The organism is Thiorhodococcus mannitoliphagus (assembly GCF_010915725.1).
GTDB lineage: Bacteria > Pseudomonadota > Gammaproteobacteria > Chromatiales > Chromatiaceae > Thiorhodococcus > Thiorhodococcus mannitoliphagus.
On record NZ_JAAIJR010000026.1, the window covers coordinates 25,708 to 43,827 of the forward strand.

Here is an 18,120-nt window from a genome sequence, read left to right on the forward strand (position 1 = left end):
GCAATGGAACGGCGATATCGAGCTGACGATACTCGCCGAATAATCACGATTCAACCTTGAAATCAGGCGCTTTCATGTCTAATTCCTGACCGATGTCACAATTTGAATCCAGAGGTCCATAAGATGGCAGTCACACTTACCGAAGCCGCCGCGCGGCACGTCGCGAGCATGATCGAGAAGCGCGGACATGGGCTGGGGCTGAGGGTAGGAACCAAGAAGAGCGGATGTAGCGGCTTCGCCTACGACGTTGATTACGCCGATAGCCTGGAAGGCAGTGACCAGGTCTTCGAGAGCCATGGGATCAAGGTTGTCGTCGACGCAGCGAGCATCGAGCGAATCGACGGCATGGAGATCGACTTCGTGAAGTCGAACCTGCTGAACCAGGGCTTCGAGTTCAAGAACCCGCGCGCCAAGGACCAGTGCGGCTGCGGCGAATCCTTCAACGTCTAACGCTTAGAGCGAGCCCGAGCCAAGAGACCGCTTCATGGAAAACCCCGAGATCCGAGAGATCATCGAGAACTTCGAGCTGCTGGGCGACTGGGACCAGCGCTACCAGTATTTAGTCGAGATCGGCGAGCGTCTTGCGGCCATGCCTCAGGAACTCAAGACCGACGAAAACCGCGTCGTTGAGTGTATGAGCCTGGTGCATGTCGCCGCCGAGCCGGATCCGTCTCAGAGTGGTCGCCTCCTCTACCAGGGTGATTGCGACACGGCCATCATCAAGGGCGTGGTCGCCCTATTGGTCGGGCTGCTGTCGAACAAGACGCCGGCGGAGATCGAGGACATCGATGTCGACGGGCTCTTCAAGGGACTGCAGCTCGAAGAGCATCTAAGCCCGAATCGCCACGTCGGCGTCTACGCCATCGTCAACAAGATGAAAGGGCAAGCCCAGGCCGTCCCCTGCTGAGCGGCGGACGCCCCTGCCGGCATCAGAGCCCACCCAAGCGAATTGGCAGCGAGCGAATCGACTTCCCCGTCAGGACACGCACCGCATTCGCTACGGCAGGCGCAATGCCAGGAACCGCGAGCCCGCTCACGCCACCCGGATCAGCCTCATTCGGCAGGAGATCCACGACCACCTCGGGCATCTCGTCGAACCGCAGCAGGGGGTAAGCATCGAAGCCGAGCTGATCGACCTCGCCGTCCGTGAAGGTAATCTCGCCCTTGAGCGCCGCCGTAAGGCCGTAGGCAATGCCGCTGCGAATCTGCGATCGGACCAGCTCGGGGTGAAGCACGCTGCCGCAGTCCACCGCGCAGAGGACACGATGGACTTTGATGCGCTCAGCTTCGATAGACACCTCAGCGACCTGCGCAATGTGGCTCGCGAATGCCGAGACCAAGGCAAGGCCACGTGCGCGTCCATCGGGAGGCGTCGCACTCAAGCCAAACCGCGCTTCAACATGATCCAAGAGCTTTTGTTGACGCACACGCCCGACCAGAAGCTGCCGCCGCATGGCGATGGGATCACGGCCGGTAAGGCTGGCAAGCTCGTCAATGAAGCACTCGACCGCAAAGCAGTTGTGGGCATATCCGCCACCGCGCCACAAACCGATGGGAGCTGGCGTGTCGGCGCGACGATACTCGACGCGCAGCGCGGGGATCTCGTAGGGAAGATCCGCCGCGCCCTCGACCATGGCGCCGTCGATACCGTCGCGAATCGCTTCCGGTTTGAGCCGCGCGAGGACCGAGGGACCAACGACACGGTGAAACCATGCCGTGACTTGGCCCTGATCATCGATACCCCCGCGCAAGCGATGCAGCGTCATGGGCCGAAAATAGTCGTGGCGAAAGTCATCCTCGCGCGTCCACAGGACCTGCACCGGGCGGCGCGCTGCCTTCGACAGTTCGACCGCTTCGGCGACGAAATCCTGCTCCAGCCTGCGCCCGTAGCCACCGCCGAGGAAGCTCGTGTGAACCGTGACGCGCTCGGACGGCAGCCCTGTCATCTGGCATGCGACAGCGCGAGCGGCTTCCTGAGCCTGGGTCGGAACGTATAGCGAGCAAGTGCTGGAGCGCACGTCGGCGGTACAGCTGATGGGTTCCATACAGGCGTGCGGCTGAAAGCCGATCTGATAGATCGCCTCGATCTCTTGAGCGGCGCTAGCCAGTGCAGCGCTCACATTGCCGCGCTTGCGTGCCACGGCCGAGCGGCCCTTGAGCCCGATACGCAACCGTGCCTCGATCCGCTGAGTATCCAGCCGCGGATTGCTGCTGGGTCTGCAGCTGACATCCAGCTTGTCGCGCCCCTTGATCGCCGCCCAAGTCGAGTCGGCCAAGACAGCAACGCCGCTGCGCACGGCAAAGACATCCTGAACGCCTGGCACCCGCATCGCCTCCGCAGCCACCCAAGCTTGCACACGACTCCCTGGGGTCGGACAACGGTAGAGGGTCGCGAAGAGCAGACCAGGCAGTCTGACGTCGAGACCGAAGCCTGCGCGCCCACGCACTTTCTCAGGCACGTCCAGACGCTGGGGCGAGGTACCCAGTAGGCGCCAGCGCTCGGGCGACTTGAGGGCGACTTGCTCAATGGGTGCGAGTCCGGCAGCCACCTCGACCAGCGCGCCATAGCTCAGATGGCGCAGACCATCGCTGTGATGAACGGCGCCGCGCTGCGCGTGGCACTCAGAGGTCGGCACTTGCCAACGAGACGCCGCCGCGCGGATCAATAAGGTCCGCGCCGTTGCGCCCGCGTCGCGCAGCCTGACCCAGGCATCGCGGACCGAGGTGCTTTGGCCGGTCGCTTGCTCACCAAGAAGCCTGTTCTTGTAGGCCGGAGCGACGGGCGCCATCACGACACGCACCTGATCCAGTCCGACCTCCAGTTCTTCGGCGATGAGCATCGACAAGGCTGTCATCACCCCCTGCCCCTCCTCTGAGCGCGCTAACATCAGCTCAATGCGATCGTCCGGATAGATGCGAATCCAGGCATTGGGGGCTAGCTCACCGGGAGGCGGCGAGGTCGTCTCCACGTCAGCGCTGGCGTCGAGGCGAAAACCAAAGGCGAGCCCACCGCTGGCCATGAGGCCGACCTTGAGCAGCGTGCGCCTGCTCAGTCCTGGGCCATTTGCCGCATCAGCCATTCTGAACCTCGGGATTGGCGGCACGATGAATGGCACGCCGAATGCCGTCATAGGTGCCGCAGCGGCACAGGACGCGCGACATGGCCTCGTCAATCTGGGCATCCGTGGGCCGGGGATGCTTGTTGAGAAGCGCAGCCGCCATCATGATCTGACCAGGCTGGCAGTAACCACATTGAGGGACCTGCTCGAGGATCCAGGCGAGCTGCAATGGATGACGTCCGTCTGGCGAGAGCCCCTCGATGGTCGTGATCGACCGACCTGCCACCTGAGCTAGGGTCGTCGCGCACGCCTGCACAGGGGCGCCATCGAGATGAATGGTGCAGGCGCCGCACTGCGATCGACCGCAGCCGTACTTGGTGCCCATGAGCCCAAAGTAGTCGCGAAGCACCCAGAGCAGCGGCATCTCGGGGTCCAGATCGAGCGCGTGCGGCTCGCCGTTTAATGTAAAGGAGATCATCGCATCCCAAGTCAGGATCAAAGGACCGTAAGGCGCGGTAGCATTGCAGATTCCAGGGAAAGGCGAAAGCAAGCCCGCCAAAGAGCCAATCATTCAGAGGCCTGCCGCTCACGGCGCAAGGCGCGGCTTCTTGGCGGCAGCAATCGACCGCCGGAGCGACGTCACCGAGCTGTCCGGATCACCGACCTTTCCGGATCACCGACCTTTCCGGACCACCGCGGCCGCGCATGATGGACCAGGCCCCACGCCGAAACAACGCGAACCATCGCTCAGCGACAGAGTCAACATCTAGCCAACACAAGCCACCAAAGACACCTCAGCCAAGATGCCGCATATTAAGCTCGTCCCTCTCTTCACGCTCCTTTTCCTTCAAGCGACCCTTTTCCTTCAAGTGACCGCCGCCCAGCCGAGCGGCAGCCCGCCGGAAAAACCGACTCCCGTCTTCGTCGCGGAGGTCCGCGTGGAGCCTCTGACCGAGCGCGTCGAGGCACTTGGCACGCTCAGGGCCAACGAATCCGTCGCCATCACCTCAAACGTCACCGAGACCATCTCGATCGTGCATTTCGAGGACGGACAACGGGTGAATGCTGGCGCCCTCTTGGTCGAGATGACCAGCGCGGAGGAGCACGCCTTGCTGGAAGAAGCGCAAGTGCGCGTGAACGAAGCGGAGCGCCAGTACAAGCGGGTCAAGTCTCTGGTCGCGCAGCGCTCGGCGTCGGAGTCCTTGCTCGACGAGCGCAAGCGTGACCTGGATACCACCCGAGCCGTCTTGGTCGCGCTGGAGTCGCGCCTCGCGGATCGCATCATCAAGGCGCCCTTCAACGGCGTCCTGGGGCTACGTAACATCAGTCGCGGGGCCCTGGTCGAGCCAGGCGACCTCATCACGACCCTTGACGACGACCGGCTCATGAAGCTGGACTTCTCGGTCCCGAGCCTCTATCTGAGCGATCTCGAGCCAGGGCTCAAGATCGAGGCGACAACAGCCGCCTTCGGCAACGAGGTCTTCACCGGCGTGGTGAGCGGCGTCGATAGCCGCATCGATCCGATCACGCGCTCGATCATCGTTCGCGCGCTGGTGCCCAACCCCAACGCCAAACTGAGGCCCGGCCTGCTGATGCAGGTCGAGCTGCTGACCAATCCGCGCCAAAGCCTCGTCATCCCAGAAGCCGCGCTGCTGCACGAGGGCGAGAAGCACTTCGTGATGGCGCTGACGCAAGACGATCAGGGCACGACCGCCGAGCGTCGCGACATCTTGATCGGTACCCGCCAGCCCGGTCTGGTGGAAGTGCGCGAAGGCATCGCCGAGGGGGAGCGCGTCGTCATCGACGGCAACGACAAGATCCGACCAGGGCAACCGCTCAAGCCCATAAAAATGGACGATGAAGCGCGCGATCTGCGCGCCATGACGGAGCGCGCTCAGTGATCATCTCGGACATTTCGATCACGCGCCCCGTCCTCGCGAGCGTCCTGTCAATGCTGCTCGTCGCCTTCGGGCTGGTGTCCTTCGACCGTCTGCCATTGCGGCAATATCCGGACACGGACCCGCCGGTCGTCTCGATCGAGACGATCTACCCAGGCGCGGCCGCCATCGTCGTCGAGAACCGCATCACCCAATTGATCGAGGACCGTATCGCCGGCATCGAGGGCATCCGCACCATCGAATCGACCAGCGAGGACGGCCGCTCGCAGGTCAACGTCGAGTTCAGCATCGACCGAGATATTGACGGCGCAGCCAATGACATACGCGACCGCGTCTCCGCCATCCTCGACCAACTCCCCGCCGAGACCGAGCCGCCCGAGATCCAGAAGGTCGACAGTAACGAAGACGTCATCATGTGGCTCAATCTAACGAGCGACCAAATGACCGTCCCCGAGCTAACCGACTACGCCCGCCGCTACCTGGTCGACCGTTTCTCGGTCCTGGACGGTGTAGCGCGCGTGCGCATCGGCGGGAGCCAGGTGTTCGCAATGCGCGTCTGGCTCGACCGCAAGGCACTCGCCGCGCGCGGCCTCACGGTGGCCGACGTGGAAGACGCGCTGCGCGCCGAAAACCTGGAACTGCCCGCGGGAGAGGTCGAGTCCATCGACCGTCAGTTCACGGTCCGCGTCAATCGCAACTTCAACAGCGCAGAGGACTTCGCGCGACTGGTGCTAGCCCGCGGCGAGGACGGTTACTTGGTCCGCTTGAGTGACGTCGCCCGCGTCGAGCGCGGGACCGAGGAAGACCGTACTTTTTTCCGCGGCAACGCTGTGCCCATGGTCGGCATCGGCATCATCAAGCAGTCGACGGCCAACACCATCGCGGTCGCCGAGGCCGCCAAGGCCGAGATGACGCGCATCAACCCCACGCTGCCCAAGGGCATGGCAATCAAACAGAGTTATGACACCTCGGTCTTCGTCAAGGACGCCATTCTCGAGGTCTATAAGACGTTGGGGATCGCCATTGGCCTGGTCATCTTGGTCATCTATCTCTTTCTCGGCAGCGTGCGCGCCACGCTGGTGCCAGCAGTGACCGTGCCCGTCTCCATCGTCGCCACCTTCACCGTCCTGCTGGCGCTGGGCTTCTCCATCAACATCCTCACCCTGCTCGCCCTGGTCCTGGCGATCGGCCTGGTGGTCGACGATGCCATCGTGGTCCTGGAGAACATCCACAGACGGATGGAGGAGCACGGCGAGACGCGACTGGTCGCAGCCTATCGCGGGACACGCCAGGTCGGCTTCGCGGTCATCGCGACCACCCTGGTCTTGGCGTCGGTCTTCATCCCCATCGCCTTCCTGCAAGGCGATATCGGACGCCTCTTCGCGGAGTTTGCACTGACCATGGTCGCCGCCGTGGTGTTCTCCTCCTTCGTCGCGCTCTCGCTCTCCGCCATGCTCGCGTCCAAGGTCCTGCCGCAGAGCCATGGGGGTAAGGCGAGCGGCGGCAGTCTGCTCGAGCTGACGGACCGTGCCTTCGACTGGGTAAGGCGCGGCTATGCGCGCCTACTCGGCTTCCTGATGCGACAGGCCTGGATCGTGGTGCTGAGCCTGGTCGCCACCATCGGGGCTGCCGCGTGGCTGTTTCAGCACATCCCGCAGGAATACACACCCAAGGAAGACCGCGGCGCTTTCTTCATTTTGGTCAACGGACCAGAGGGCGCCTCGCATGCCTATATGAAGACGTACATGAACGAGATCGAGCGCAGGCTGTTGCCCTACGCCGAAAGCGGCGAGGCGCTGCGCGTGCTGGTGCGCACACCGCGATCCTTCTCGAGCACGGCGACCTTCAACTCGGGCATCGTCATCATCGTCCTGGCCGACTACGCCGAGCGACGCTCGGCTTGGGCCATCATGGGGGAGATCCGCGCCAAGCTCGCTGATCTGCCCGGCGTCAAGGCCTTTCCGGTGATGCGCCAGGGCTTCGGCGGTCGCACGCAAAAGCCCGTCCAGTTCGTTCTCGGCGGCGGTACCTATGAAGAACTCGCACAGTGGCGGGACAGGCTGCTCGCTGAGATCGAGAAAGACAACCCTGGTCTTATCGGCATCGACTGGGACTACAAAGAGACCAAGCCGCAGCTCGAAGTCGAGATCGACTATGACCGCGCCGCCGACTTGGGTGTCACCGTGGGAACCATCGGACGCACCTTGGAGACCATGCTCGGCTCCCGCAAGGTCACCACCTATCTCGAGAGCGGCGAGGAGTACGACGTCATCCTCGAGGGTGAGCGCGACACCCAGCGCACCCCAGGCAGTCTGGACAATCTCTACGTCAGCTCCTCGCGCAGCGACGCGCTCATCCCGCTCGCCAATCTAGTCAAGGTCACAGAGTCGGCGGATTCTCAAAGCCTCAACCGCTTCAATCGCATCCGCGCCATCACCCTGGAGGCAAGCCTCTCAGATGATCTTGCACTGGGCGAGGCACTCAGCTACCTCGAGCGCAAGGTTCGGGAGCACCTCCCGGAGCGCGCCCAGATCGACTACAAGGGACAGAGCCGCGACCTGCGCTCCAGTAGCCAAGGCGTGCTCTTCGTCTTCCTGCTCGGCATCGCTGTCGTCTACCTGGTCCTCGCCGCCCAGTTCGAGAGTTGGGTGCATCCCTTTGTCATCATGCTCACCGTGCCGCTCGCAATGGGCGGCGCACTCTTGGGGCTCTGGGCGACGGACCAGACCCTCAACATCTACAGCCAGATCGGTCTGATCATGCTGGTTGGCTTGTCCGCAAAGAACGGCATTCTCATCGTCGAGTTCGCCAACCAGCTACGCGACCAGGGCTGGGAATTCCGCGCGGCCCTGCTGGAGGCATCCAGCGTGCGACTGCGCCCGATTCTCATGACGGGTATCACCACGGCCGCGGGATCCATTCCTCTCCTGCTCTCAAGCGGCGCAGGCTCGGAGACACGGATGGTCATCGGCACAGTCATCCTGGCTGGCGTCTTGGCGGCAACCTTCTTTACCCTCTTCGTGGTACCCGTCGCCTATGATCTACTCGCGCGCCATACCGGCTCACCGGGCGACGTCAAGCGGCGACTGGAGCATGAATTGAGCGAATCCTGAGCCGAGTGAAACCTGAGCGACTCAGCCTTGCGGCGCTTGCCGATCTCATGCGGAGCCAAATCCATGCCGAGCAACTTGCCGATCTACCTCGCTGCCCTGACGGCTATTGGGATGCTGATCCTGCTTTGGGTGCTGACCCGCTACATGCAGCGAAAGCACCGAACCCTGGCCTTCGCGCCGAGCTTATTGGAGGGACGTCACTACCGCTGCCCCGACTGCGGTCGCGACATGCGCATCGGGTGGGTGATGCTAGGCCGCGGCGCCATCTGGTCTCCCCTCGACAAGGGGCCGCCAGGGAGCTTCGCCCACATTGGCTCCGCACTGCCCAACACCATCAGTATGGCGCTCAAGCCAGCAAGCAATCTCAGCTGGCATTGTCCGGATTGTCAGCTGCTCATCGTCGACCACTCGACGCTGATCAGCCCGCCCAAGTGAGACTGAGCTAAGGCGCGCCTAAACATGGGGGACAGGCGCGACGGATGCACCTGATTGGGATCCCGGCGCTCAGCGCCGGGTGCGCTGAGCGCGCAGAGGACGTGATTTTTGCCGCACATCCCTGTGCTGCGCACAATTCAGGCGACTCAGCGAGGACCGCCCGAGGGCCTTTGTCCGGGGATCGAGACGCTTGAGATCGCACAAGGCAGCCATGCCGCGAGTCGGATGCAGGGCTGGGATGCTGCGCCCTAGGAGCGCTGGCTCCAGGTCCCGTCAGTTATCTTGTGCCCCTTGTGAAATCCAGCTCCCGATGAGAGCGATCTGTGGGTCAGTAAGCGGATCCTTCTGATGCGGCATGCGGATGGACGGATCGACCTCACCCGCAACCAAGCGATAGAGGCTGCTCGAGAGCGAGTCACCCGGGACGATCACGGGGCCGAACTTGGTCCCCTTCATCAGCGAGTCATAGGACTCGATCAGAAAACCGCTGGCCTCGAACCCGGCACCACCCTTCAGATGACATTCGGCACAGTGCGTTTGCAGAATCGGCTGAACGTCTTCGGAAAAGCTCACCTGCGGATCTTGGCCACAGCCAACAAGCATGAGTGCGGCTGGCAGCCCAAGGACGGTGGAATATTTCATGATTTTTCTCATTTCGTTATCTCCTTCATCGGACAGATCAAGGCTGTGCGTGCAGCCACCGAATCACTTCGCCACCGGCTAACCCGTCCTTCGGGCAACGAAGCACCTGCACCGAAGGCGGAGCGTCTGACGCTCTAACCATAGCGCCTGTGCGTTGGAAAAAACTATGAACAAGGCAACAGTTTGAGGGGACGAGGGATAGACTTTTTCTATGACAGCGGGGAAGAAGCGTTGCGGACCCGCTGAAGGGAAGAGGAAAAACTCGGAACGCAATGCCAAAACAAGGCTTTGCGCTGGCGGTTGAAAACTGATCGCTCTACTTGGGTTTGTCCGCTTGGCGCTGCCCGCAGTTCAACGAGTTTCCTTGGACTCAAGGATGCGCCTCACCGGGCCGAAGCTCGAGCGATGGTGGGGCGTGGGGCCAAGGCGTGCGAGGGCCGCGAGGTGCGCGGCCGTCGGGTAGCCCTTGTGTGAGGCAAAGCCATATCCCGGCCAGGCGTCGTCTAAGCGCTCCATGAGGCGATCACGAGCCACTTTGGCGAGGATGGATGCGGCGCCAATCTCCAAGACCAAGCCATCGCCGCCGACGATCGCCTGCGCATCCATCCTGAGCCTGGGGCAGCGATTGCCGTCGACAAGGACAAGACCGGGAACCACCTCCAGCGTCGCAACCGCACGCTGCATGGCGAGCAGAGATGCCTGTAGGATGTTGTACTGGTCGATCTCCTCCACGCTCGCGGAGGCGATCGACCAGGCCAGCGCGGACTCGCGAATCTCGACATCGAGACGCTCGCGCCGAGCCGCCGTCAGGCGTTTCGAGTCAGTGATTCCAGACAAGGGTTGCACCGAGGGCAAGATCACCGCGGCCGCATAGACGGGGCCGGCTAAAGGCCCGCGGCCGGCCTCGTCGACCCCTGCGATTAGCACGCGACACCCCTCCCCGAGGCCGGATGGCCGATGAGACCCAAGACCGCGATCGCGGCCGAATCGGCGGCATTCCGACGCAGGTGACGATGAATCCTGTCGTATTCAGCGGCGATGAAACGACGATGCTCGGCGTTGTCCAGCAGGTCAAGGAGCGCTGGCGCCAACAACTCCGGACGGCAGCGATCCTGAAGAAACTCGGGGGCCAGCTCACGACCAACCAGCAGGTTCGCCATGGCCACATAAGGCACCTTGACCAGCCGCAGCGCCTTGACGAGATGGTAGGAGAGGGGATGGACGCGGTAACCCACCACCATGGGACGCTTCAACAACAGGGCCTCCAAGGTCGCGGTACCTGAGGCCGTCAGCACGCAGTCGGCCGCCGCCAGCGCGTCACGACTTCGGCCATCCACGAGATGAATGGGTAGCTGAGGTGCTCGACGCTGAAGCGTCGCCTCGAACAAGGTGCGCAGACGCTTGCTCACCATGGGCGCCACAAAGGTCAAGTCCGGCTTGGCCTCGACGCAGCGCAGAGCGGTCGCGATAAAGGGTTCTGCCAAGCGCGAAACCTCGCCCATCCGGCTCCCCGGCAGGATAGCCATCAACTGGCCTTGGTCAGGCAAGCCGAGCCCCTGGCGCGCCGCAGCGCGATCGACGTCCAGCGGGATCTCTTCGGCCAGCGGATGCCCGACGTAGGTCGCAGGGACCTCATGCTCGCGCAGAAAGGCCTCCTCGAAGGGAAAGATGCTGAGCATCAAATCGACGGCGCGACGGATCCCATGGACTCTGCCGGGACGCCAGGCCCAAACGGTGGGGCTGACGAAATGAACCGTGCGAATGCCCTTGTCACGTAAGCGGCGCTCAAGCCCGAGATTGAAGTCCGGGGCGTCCACGCCGATGAAGACATCGGGTGGATTGGCGACAAAATAGCGCTCGAGTTCGGTGCGAATGGAAAGCAGCTCACGCAAGTGCGCGAGCACCTCTGTCAGGCCCATGACGGCAAGACGCTCTTGATCGAAGAGGGTGCTGCATCCGGCCTCCAACATGCGGGGGCCCGCGACACCCACGAACCGAGCATCTGGAACCCGCGCCCGAATCGCCCGGATCAGAGAGGCCCCGAGGAGATCCCCTGACGCCTCGTTGGCGACGATGCCAACGACGAGTGAGGCCGTGCGCTCAACCATGCTCGGCGCTCCCTGAGCATGCGCACCAATGGGCTGCCAAGGCAGCTCGCCGTCCTGAGATCCAGAAGCGCGAGGAAAGCGGATCGACCAGCGGCTGACCCAGTCGTGAATGAGAAGAGGCGCGCTGCGGCATCAACGAATGATGCTTCGGGCGGACGCCGAGATGAAATCGAGCAGTGCCTTCAGCTCGGGCGCACCCTCAGTCATGCCAAGAATGCGCTCAACGGCCTGGTCACGCCTGAGATTGGCCATGTAGAGCGCCCGATAGGCACGCTTGATGGCCTGGATGGAATCGGCGGGAAAACCCCGCCGCCGCAGCCCTTCCGCGTTGATCCCGTGCGGCTCGGCAGGATGGCCGCCCACCATGACGTAGGGAGGCACGTCCTTCGACAGCACCGAGCCCATGGCGCAAAAGGCATGCGCCCCGATGCGGCAGAACTGATGGACGATGGTGAAGCCGCCCAGGATGGCCCAATCATGGATCTCAACGTGCCCGCCCAGCGAGGCGGCATTCGCCATGATGACGTGATCTCCGATCACGCAGTCATGGGCAACATGGGTATAGGCCATGAAGAGATTGTCATCGCCAATCCGCGTCACCCCTTTATCTTGGGCGGTTCCGCGATGCAGGGTGACAAACTCGCGAATCTGGTTGCGGTCGCCAATCTCTAGCCGCGTCGGCTCGCCGCCGTACTTCTTGTCCTGAGGATCCTCCCCGACGGAGGCAAACTGGAAGATCCTGTTGTCTCGTCCGATCCGCATCGGGCCTTTGAGCACCACGTGCGGCCCGATCTGGGTTCCCGCATCGATCTCTACACTGGCGCCAATGACAGCGAAGGGGCCGACTTCGACACTGGAGTCGAGCACGGCGCCAGCATCAATGACGGCCGTCGGATGGATCAAGCGGTAAAGTCTCTTGCGGTACACATGATCTCGGCGGTGGCGACGACACGATCGTCGACCCTCGCCTCACCATCGAACTTCCAGATTCCACGCCGCACCGGCCCCAGCTTGACTTCCATGATCAGCTGATCGCCGGGCTCGACCGGCCGCTTAAACCGAGCCTTGTCGATGCCGACGAAATAGTAGAGCGACTCTCTACCGACCTCTTCCGGGCGCGATGCCATCGCCAGCAGCCCCGTCGCCTGAGCCATCGCCTCGACGATGAGGACGCCGGGCATGACAGGGCGCACCGGAAAATGCCCAGTAAAGAACGGCTCATTGAAGCTGACGTTCTTGAGTGCAACGAGATAGTCGTTGACCTTGAAATCGATGACCTTGTCGACCAAAAGAAAGGGATAGCGGTGCGGCAAGAGGCTCAGCACCTTGTGAATATCCATCGTGCTCACAAATGTCTCCGCACTCTTGTCTTGCTCTGTACTGCCGTCCTGCTCTTGGGAATTCATCGGCGCCTGATGTGATCCATCCATCAGGATTCGCTCCGGCCTTTCTTTTCGCTCATTTTTTCAATTGCTGCTTCTAGTTGTTTCACCCGGCGCACAAGCTTGTCGAGATGCCTGAAACGCGCCACATTGCGCCTCCAGTCCCCGCTCGGCATCGCTGGGATGCCGCTGCTGTAGGACCCTGGCTGCGTGAATGATCGCGTGACCATCGCCATGCCGGCGAAATGAACATCGTCGCCAATCTCGAGATGCCCGGCCATGCCGACCGCACCGGCGATCGTGCAGTTGCGTCCGATCCGGGTCGACCCCGAGATGCCGGTATTCGCTGCTACTGCCGTGTTCTCGCCGACGACAACGTTGTGACCGATTTGGATATGGTTATCCAGCTTGACACCGTTGCCAATCACAGTGTTCTCAATGGCGCCGCGATCCACCGATGTATTGGCCCCGATCTCGACATCATCGCCAAGCACCGCGCGGCCGATCTGCGGGATCCGCACCCAGCGCGAACCATCTCGCGCGAATCCAAAGCCTTCGCGGCCAATCACCGCACCCGGGTGGATCAACGCCCGCTTTCCGACCTGCGTCCCCGTGCAAAGCGTCACGCGGGCGACCAGCCGACTATCATCGCCGACGCTCACCCCCTCGCCCAGAATGCATCCTGGGCCAACAAAGACACGGGCGCCGACGACTGCGCCGGCCTCCACGACCGCCGTGGGGCCAATCCATGCGGACGCGTCGATCTGGGCGCTCGGATCCACGACCGCGGAGGGATGCACGCCGCCAACCACCGACGGCGCCGGGTAGAGAATGCATGCGGCCCGCGCATAGGTGAGGTAAGGATTCTCACTGATGAGCACAGCAACCTTGGCGAGATCCGCATCAGCTTCCTTCAGGATCACCGCACCGGCGCGCGTATGAACCAGATGATCGCGATACTTGGAGTCGCCGAGAAAACTGAGACTCCGCGAATCGGCATTGGCGAGCTGGGCGACGCGCGACACCACGGACTCGCCGTCACCCCGCAAGGGAACGCCCAAGCGCGTGGAGAGTTCTTTGAGACGGACCTCCAATGGATTGATCTCCGGGGCAGGCTGCGTTTTCGTCGGACCCTGCTAGTGTTTCCGTGCCAGGCAGGCACCGCGCACCGGCGTCACTTCTTCTCGAAGACTTCTTTCAGGCGCTCGATGACGAGATCCGAAATGTCAATACGAGGATTGGAATACACCAAACCATCGCTGATGATGAGGTCGATGTTCTGCTCCTTGGCCAGCTCGACGACCACTTCCTGCACTTGCCGCCCCAGCTTCGTCCTCAACTCGTTCTGACGCAGGGCGAAGTCCTCTTGGAACTCATCGCGGGCGTATTTGACACGGCGCGTGCGACTTCGGATATCGTTTTGCAAACGCTGTATCTCGCTCTCGCTCATGAGCGGACCATCCTTTTCGAGCTGGCGCTGCAGCGCGGCGATCTGCTCCTGCTGCACTCTGAGTTCACGCTCACGGTCTTCGATCTCGGTCTGCAGCGCATCGCGCGCCGCCTCATACTGCGGCGACTGCTCCACAACCCGGTTGGGATCCACCACGGCGATGCGGTAGTCGCCCGCCTCGACCTGAGTCAAGGCGAGCACACCAGAGAGCGCCGCCATGCAAAGCAGATGCGTCTTCACAACAAGCCCCGCTTACGCTAGAAGGTTTGACCGAATCCGAACTGGAACATCTGAGTGTCGTCGCCGTCCTTTTCGTTGAGCGGAAAGGCCAGGCTGAGCGAGAGCGCGCCAACCGGCGACAACCAGGTGACTGACAGCCCGGACGAGTAGCGCAAATCGCCGATGTCGAAACCGTTGGGTGTGAGCAGGTCGGAATCATAGGTCGACCACACATTACCGAAGTCGAGGAAGGCACCTAAGCGCAACGTCTTCTCGAACTGACCACCAACGGGCGCGGGCGCAAACAACTCGAGGCTACCGACGAGCTTGAGATTTCCGCCAACCGGATCGTCGGTGCTGATCTCGCGCGGCCCCAGCGAGTTGGCTACCCAGCCACGCACAGAACGCGGGCCGCCAGCGTAGTAGTTCTCGAAGAAAGGCAGGTAGCTGATATCGCCGTAGCCATCGCCATAGGCGATATCCGCCTTGAGCGAGAACACGAAGCGCGACGTCAAGGGAACGAATTGCTGCCCCTCTAAGCCAACCTTGTAGTACTGAAGGTCACTGCCCGGCACCGCCAACTCGACGGTGGCCGTCGTCAAGCTACCGCTTGTCGGGAAGATGGCGGTGTCGCGCGTATCGTTGACGTAGCTCGCGGAGATCAAGAAATCGTTAAAGGTGTTGCCGTTGTCTTCGACAAACTGCTGGGCGATGTCGGACTCACCTGCGGTGAAGTCCGTGTATTGATAGCGAAAGCCCAATCCGGCGCGGCTGGTGTCGGTAATCGGCAGGCCGAAGTTCACCCCAGCGATTCCGACGTCGGTCGAGTAGTCGGCACCGATCAGCTGGTCGAAATCCGTCTCACGATAAGAAAGATTGAAACCACGGCTGATCCCGTCCACGGTGTAGTAGGGATTGTTATAGCCGAGTTGATAGAGTCTCGTTGCCGAACTCGTGTTGAATGCCAGTGACACCCGTTTGCCCGTGCCGAGAAAGTTGTTCTGGGTCACGCTCGCGTTGAGCAGGAGGCCCTGGGATTGCGAGAAGCCGATGCCCGCGGCCAAGTTGCCGGCCGGCTTCTCCGTGACGGAAACGTCCACGTCGACCTGATCAGAGGAACCAGGAACGGCTGGCGTCTCGATCGACACATCCTCGAAGTACCCCAGCCGCTGCAAACGCTCACGCGACTTGCGAACAAGGTCGGCCGAGAACCAAGCGGTCTCGAGCTGGCGCATCTCGCGCCGCAGGACCTCGTCGCGCGTGCGGGTGTTGCCCTTCATGTTGACACGGCGGACATAGACACGCTTTCCCGCATCCACGAAGAAGGTCACGGTGACCTCTTTGGCCTCTTCGTTGATCTCCGGAACCGTGTTGACGTTCGCAAAGGCGTAGCCCTCGTCGCCAAGTAAGTTCGAGATACGCTCGGCACTTTCGGTCGTGGCCTTGCGCGAGAAGTACTCGCCGCGCTTCAACTGGATGAGCGGAAAGAGCTGCTCGACAGGAACGGAAGGGTCACCGGCCAGCTTGATGTCACTCACCCGGAAGGGCGCTCCCTCCTCCACCGAGATGGTGACGTAGATCTCCTTCTTGTCGGCACTGATGGAGACCTGCGTCGACTTGATGTCGAACTTGATGTAGCCGCGGTCAAGGTAGAAGGAGCGCAGCGACTCGAGATCACCGGCGAGCTTTTGCTTCGAGTATTGGTCGTTCTTGCTGTAGAAGGAGTTCCAGCGGGTCGGCCCAAGCTCGAACTGCTTCAGCAGCTCATCGGTGTCGAAGGCTTGGTTGCCGATGATGTTGATCTGCTTGATACGTGCCGTCAGTCCCTCTGTGATATCGATGTTGATCGCAACACGATTCCGCTCGAGCGGGGAGACCGTCGACTGGACGATGACGCCGTACTTACCGCGCGCGAAGTACTGGCGCTCCAGCTCCTGTTCGATCCGATCCAGCACGGAGCGGTTGAACACCCGCCCCTCCTTGAGACCGATATCGGTCAGGGCCGCAGTCAGCGCCTCGGTGTCGATATCCTTATTGCCGGTGATCTTGATCTCGGCAATCGCGGGGCGCTCGCGAACCCAGATGACCAAAACGCTCCCGTCGCGCTCGACCCGCACGTCGTCGAAGAAGCCGGTGCGATAAAGCGAGCGGATGATGCCGCCGGTGACGTCATCGCCCACCGTATCCCCGATCTGAACGGGCAGGTAATTGAAGACGGTCCCGGGCGCGATCCGCTGCAGTCCTTCGACCCGAATATCGGACACTTGGAAGACTTGAGCGAAGACTGGCAGCTGCACGAAGGCCAGCAGCAGGCACGTAAAAGCAGCCCGTCGAGCACCAGGGCTGAGATTCCAAGTGATGTTGCGCAAGATGGGCTCCCCTACATCAAGCCGAGGGCCGTCAGAGGGACGGCATCCAAGGCGCGCTAGTATAAGGGATCAGCCAGAATTAGCCCAATAGCCTGGAGAGATCGACGTAGAACGCGAGCGTCATGAGCGCGGCCAGCAAGATAAAGCCGACCTTTTGTCCTTGAAGCTGCGCCTGCTCCGAGAGGGGACTGCCCTTGACCCACTCGGCGAGGAAAAAGAGAAGATGCCCGCCATCCAGCACGGGAATGGGCAAGAGATTGAGGACCCCCAGGCTGATGCTCACGATGGCCAGAAACTTGATGAAGGAGTCCAGCCCATAGCTCGCGGTTCGACCTGCGGCCTCAGCGATGGTGATGGGGCCACTGAGATTGCGCACGGACGCCTCGCCGGTCAGCATGCGTCCCATGACACGCAGCATGAGGCCGCTCATCTCGAGGGTCTTGCCAACCGCCTGCCCCATGGCCTCCACTGGACCATAACGCACCTTGACGAGATAGCCCGCCATGAGATCGTCTGGGACGTCGACACCAGCGCCGATGCGCCCAACTTCCTGACCATCGCTGTCGATCACGCCCGGCGTGATCTCGACATCATGGAGGAGACGGCCATCGCGCTCGACGTCGAGCAGCATGGGCGCATCGGGGCGGTCGCGCACCATCGCGACCCAGGCCTGCCAAGACTCAACCGGGGCGCCATCCACTGACAGGATGCGGTCGCCCACCTCGAGACCAGCCTGCTCCGCCGACTCACCCGGAACGATCTCGCCGATGACAGGCGGGATCTTGGGCCGCTTCGGCTCCAGCCCGACTCGGCGGAGCAAATCAGGCTCATCGGACAGCTCGGCTACCGCATCGCTTGAGATAAGGCGCACGCGATCCTGACCCTGGGCGTCACGCACGCGCACGCTGAGAGCGCCCCCGTCCATGGCCTTGACGGTCACCGCGAAGACGGCGGTCTCCCAGCTACGTGCCAAACGGTCGCCGACCTGGAGCAGTTCATCACCTGGCATGAAGCCGGACTCGGCGGCGATGGAGTCGGGCTCCACGGCACCGACGATGGGCTTCAGCCCTGTGTCACCCGCCATGAAGATCGCCCAATAGGCGAAGATGGCGAAGAGGAGGTTGAACAGAGGACCAGCAACGACGATGGCCGAGCGCTTCCAGAGCGGCTGGCGATTGAAGGCTTTGTCGAGCAAGGCATCAGGAACCTCCTCCTCGCGCTCGTCGAGCATCTTGACGTAACCGCCGAGCGGTATCATCGCGATGACGTATTCGGTGTCGTCGGGATGACGCTGCCACCGCCACAAGGCCTTGCCGAAGCCGATCGAAAATCGCAGCACTTTGACGCCAAGGCGACGCGCGACCCAGAAGTGACCAAACTCGTGCACGGCGATGAGGATCGCCAGGGCGACGACGAAGGCGCCGATCGTGAAGAGTAGATCCATC

16 protein-coding genes are annotated in these 18,120 nt (G+C 62.2%); 5 read left to right on the forward strand and 11 right to left on the reverse strand.

All coding sequences use genetic code 11. The features are described 5' to 3' along the window. Positions 1–123: 123 nt before the first annotated feature. Positions 124–450, forward strand: coding sequence for a HesB/IscA family protein (locus tag G3480_RS08480; RefSeq protein WP_164653438.1), 327 nt, complete (start codon positions 124–126; stop codon positions 448–450). A gap of 34 nt (positions 451–484) precedes the next feature. Next, positions 485–907, forward strand: a complete 423-nt coding sequence (locus G3480_RS08485; RefSeq protein WP_164653439.1) for a SufE family protein — start codon at positions 485–487, stop codon at positions 905–907. Between the two features lie 22 nt (positions 908–929). Here the strand turns inward: G3480_RS08485 and G3480_RS08490 are convergent, their stop codons facing one another. Then, positions 930–3,080, reverse strand: a complete 2,151-nt coding sequence (locus G3480_RS08490; RefSeq protein WP_164653440.1) for a xanthine dehydrogenase family protein molybdopterin-binding subunit — start codon at positions 3,078–3,080, stop codon at positions 930–932. Next, positions 3,073–3,537, reverse strand: a complete 465-nt coding sequence (locus G3480_RS08495) for a (2Fe-2S)-binding protein (protein ID WP_164653441.1) — start codon at positions 3,535–3,537, stop codon at positions 3,073–3,075. The genes G3480_RS08490 and G3480_RS08495 overlap by 8 nt, the downstream gene beginning before the upstream one ends. A 325-nt stretch (positions 3,538–3,862) precedes the next feature. On the opposite strand from G3480_RS08495, the gene G3480_RS08500 reads away from it, so the two are divergent. The 3 genes from G3480_RS08500 to G3480_RS08510 all read left to right on the forward strand — a co-directional run bounded on the left by G3480_RS08500 (position 3,863) and on the right by G3480_RS08510 (position 8,505). Beyond that, entirely contained in the window at positions 3,863–4,960 is a 1,098-nt protein-coding gene (locus tag G3480_RS08500; RefSeq protein ID WP_164653442.1) for an efflux RND transporter periplasmic adaptor subunit, read from the forward strand. Next, positions 4,957–8,070 carry an efflux RND transporter permease subunit gene (locus G3480_RS08505; protein WP_164653443.1) on the forward strand — a complete coding sequence of 1,038 codons (3,114 nt, stop codon included), beginning with the start codon at positions 4,957–4,959 and terminating at the stop codon, positions 8,068–8,070. Before G3480_RS08500 ends, G3480_RS08505 begins: the two co-directional genes overlap by 4 nt. Positions 8,071–8,133: 63 nt before the next feature. After that, the gene (locus tag G3480_RS08510; protein WP_164653444.1) at positions 8,134–8,505 is read left to right on the forward strand and encodes a PF20097 family protein; all 372 of its coding nucleotides are present in this window, start codon (positions 8,134–8,136) and stop codon (positions 8,503–8,505) included. 273 nt (positions 8,506–8,778) lie between these two features. Here G3480_RS08510 and G3480_RS08515 read toward each other — a convergent pair whose 3' ends face one another. The 9 genes from G3480_RS08515 to rseP form a co-directional block, all read right to left on the reverse strand. Next, positions 8,779–9,147, reverse strand: coding sequence for a c-type cytochrome domain-containing protein (locus tag G3480_RS08515; RefSeq protein WP_240905684.1), 369 nt, complete (start codon positions 9,145–9,147; stop codon positions 8,779–8,781). Between the two features lie 351 nt (positions 9,148–9,498). Beyond that, complete coding sequence (rnhB, locus tag G3480_RS08520) at positions 9,499–10,074, reverse strand: ribonuclease HII (RefSeq protein WP_164653446.1); 576 nt, start codon at positions 10,072–10,074, stop codon at positions 9,499–9,501. Further along, positions 10,068–11,255, reverse strand: a complete 1,188-nt coding sequence (lpxB, locus tag G3480_RS08525) for a lipid-A-disaccharide synthase (RefSeq protein WP_164653447.1) — start codon at positions 11,253–11,255, stop codon at positions 10,068–10,070. Before lpxB ends, rnhB begins: the two co-directional genes overlap by 7 nt. Before the next feature lie 132 nt (positions 11,256–11,387). Beyond that, a complete protein-coding gene (lpxA, locus tag G3480_RS08530) occupies positions 11,388–12,158 on the reverse strand; it encodes an acyl-ACP--UDP-N-acetylglucosamine O-acyltransferase (RefSeq protein WP_164653448.1) in 771 nt (256 codons plus the stop codon). Then, positions 12,155–12,685, reverse strand: coding sequence for a 3-hydroxyacyl-ACP dehydratase FabZ (gene fabZ, locus G3480_RS08535; RefSeq protein WP_164653449.1), 531 nt, complete (start codon positions 12,683–12,685; stop codon positions 12,155–12,157). The genes lpxA and fabZ overlap by 4 nt, the downstream gene beginning before the upstream one ends. Then, positions 12,685–13,731, reverse strand: a complete 1,047-nt coding sequence (gene lpxD / locus G3480_RS08540; RefSeq protein ID WP_164653450.1) for a UDP-3-O-(3-hydroxymyristoyl)glucosamine N-acyltransferase — start codon at positions 13,729–13,731, stop codon at positions 12,685–12,687. Before lpxD ends, fabZ begins: the two co-directional genes overlap by 1 nt. 80 nt (positions 13,732–13,811) lie before the next feature. After that, positions 13,812–14,306, reverse strand: a complete 495-nt coding sequence (locus tag G3480_RS08545; protein WP_164653464.1) for an OmpH/Skp family outer membrane protein — start codon at positions 14,304–14,306, stop codon at positions 13,812–13,814. Between the two features lie 38 nt (positions 14,307–14,344). After that, on the reverse strand, positions 14,345–16,618 hold the full coding sequence (gene bamA, locus G3480_RS08550; RefSeq protein WP_240905692.1) for an outer membrane protein assembly factor BamA: 2,274 nt from the start codon (positions 16,616–16,618) through the stop codon (positions 14,345–14,347). A 136-nt stretch (positions 16,619–16,754) separates the two neighbouring features. Further along, positions 16,755–18,119: an RIP metalloprotease RseP gene (gene rseP, locus G3480_RS08555; protein ID WP_164653452.1), complete on the reverse strand. Its 1,365-nt coding sequence runs from the start codon at positions 18,117–18,119 to the stop codon at positions 16,755–16,757. Position 18,120: the final 1 nt, after the last annotated feature.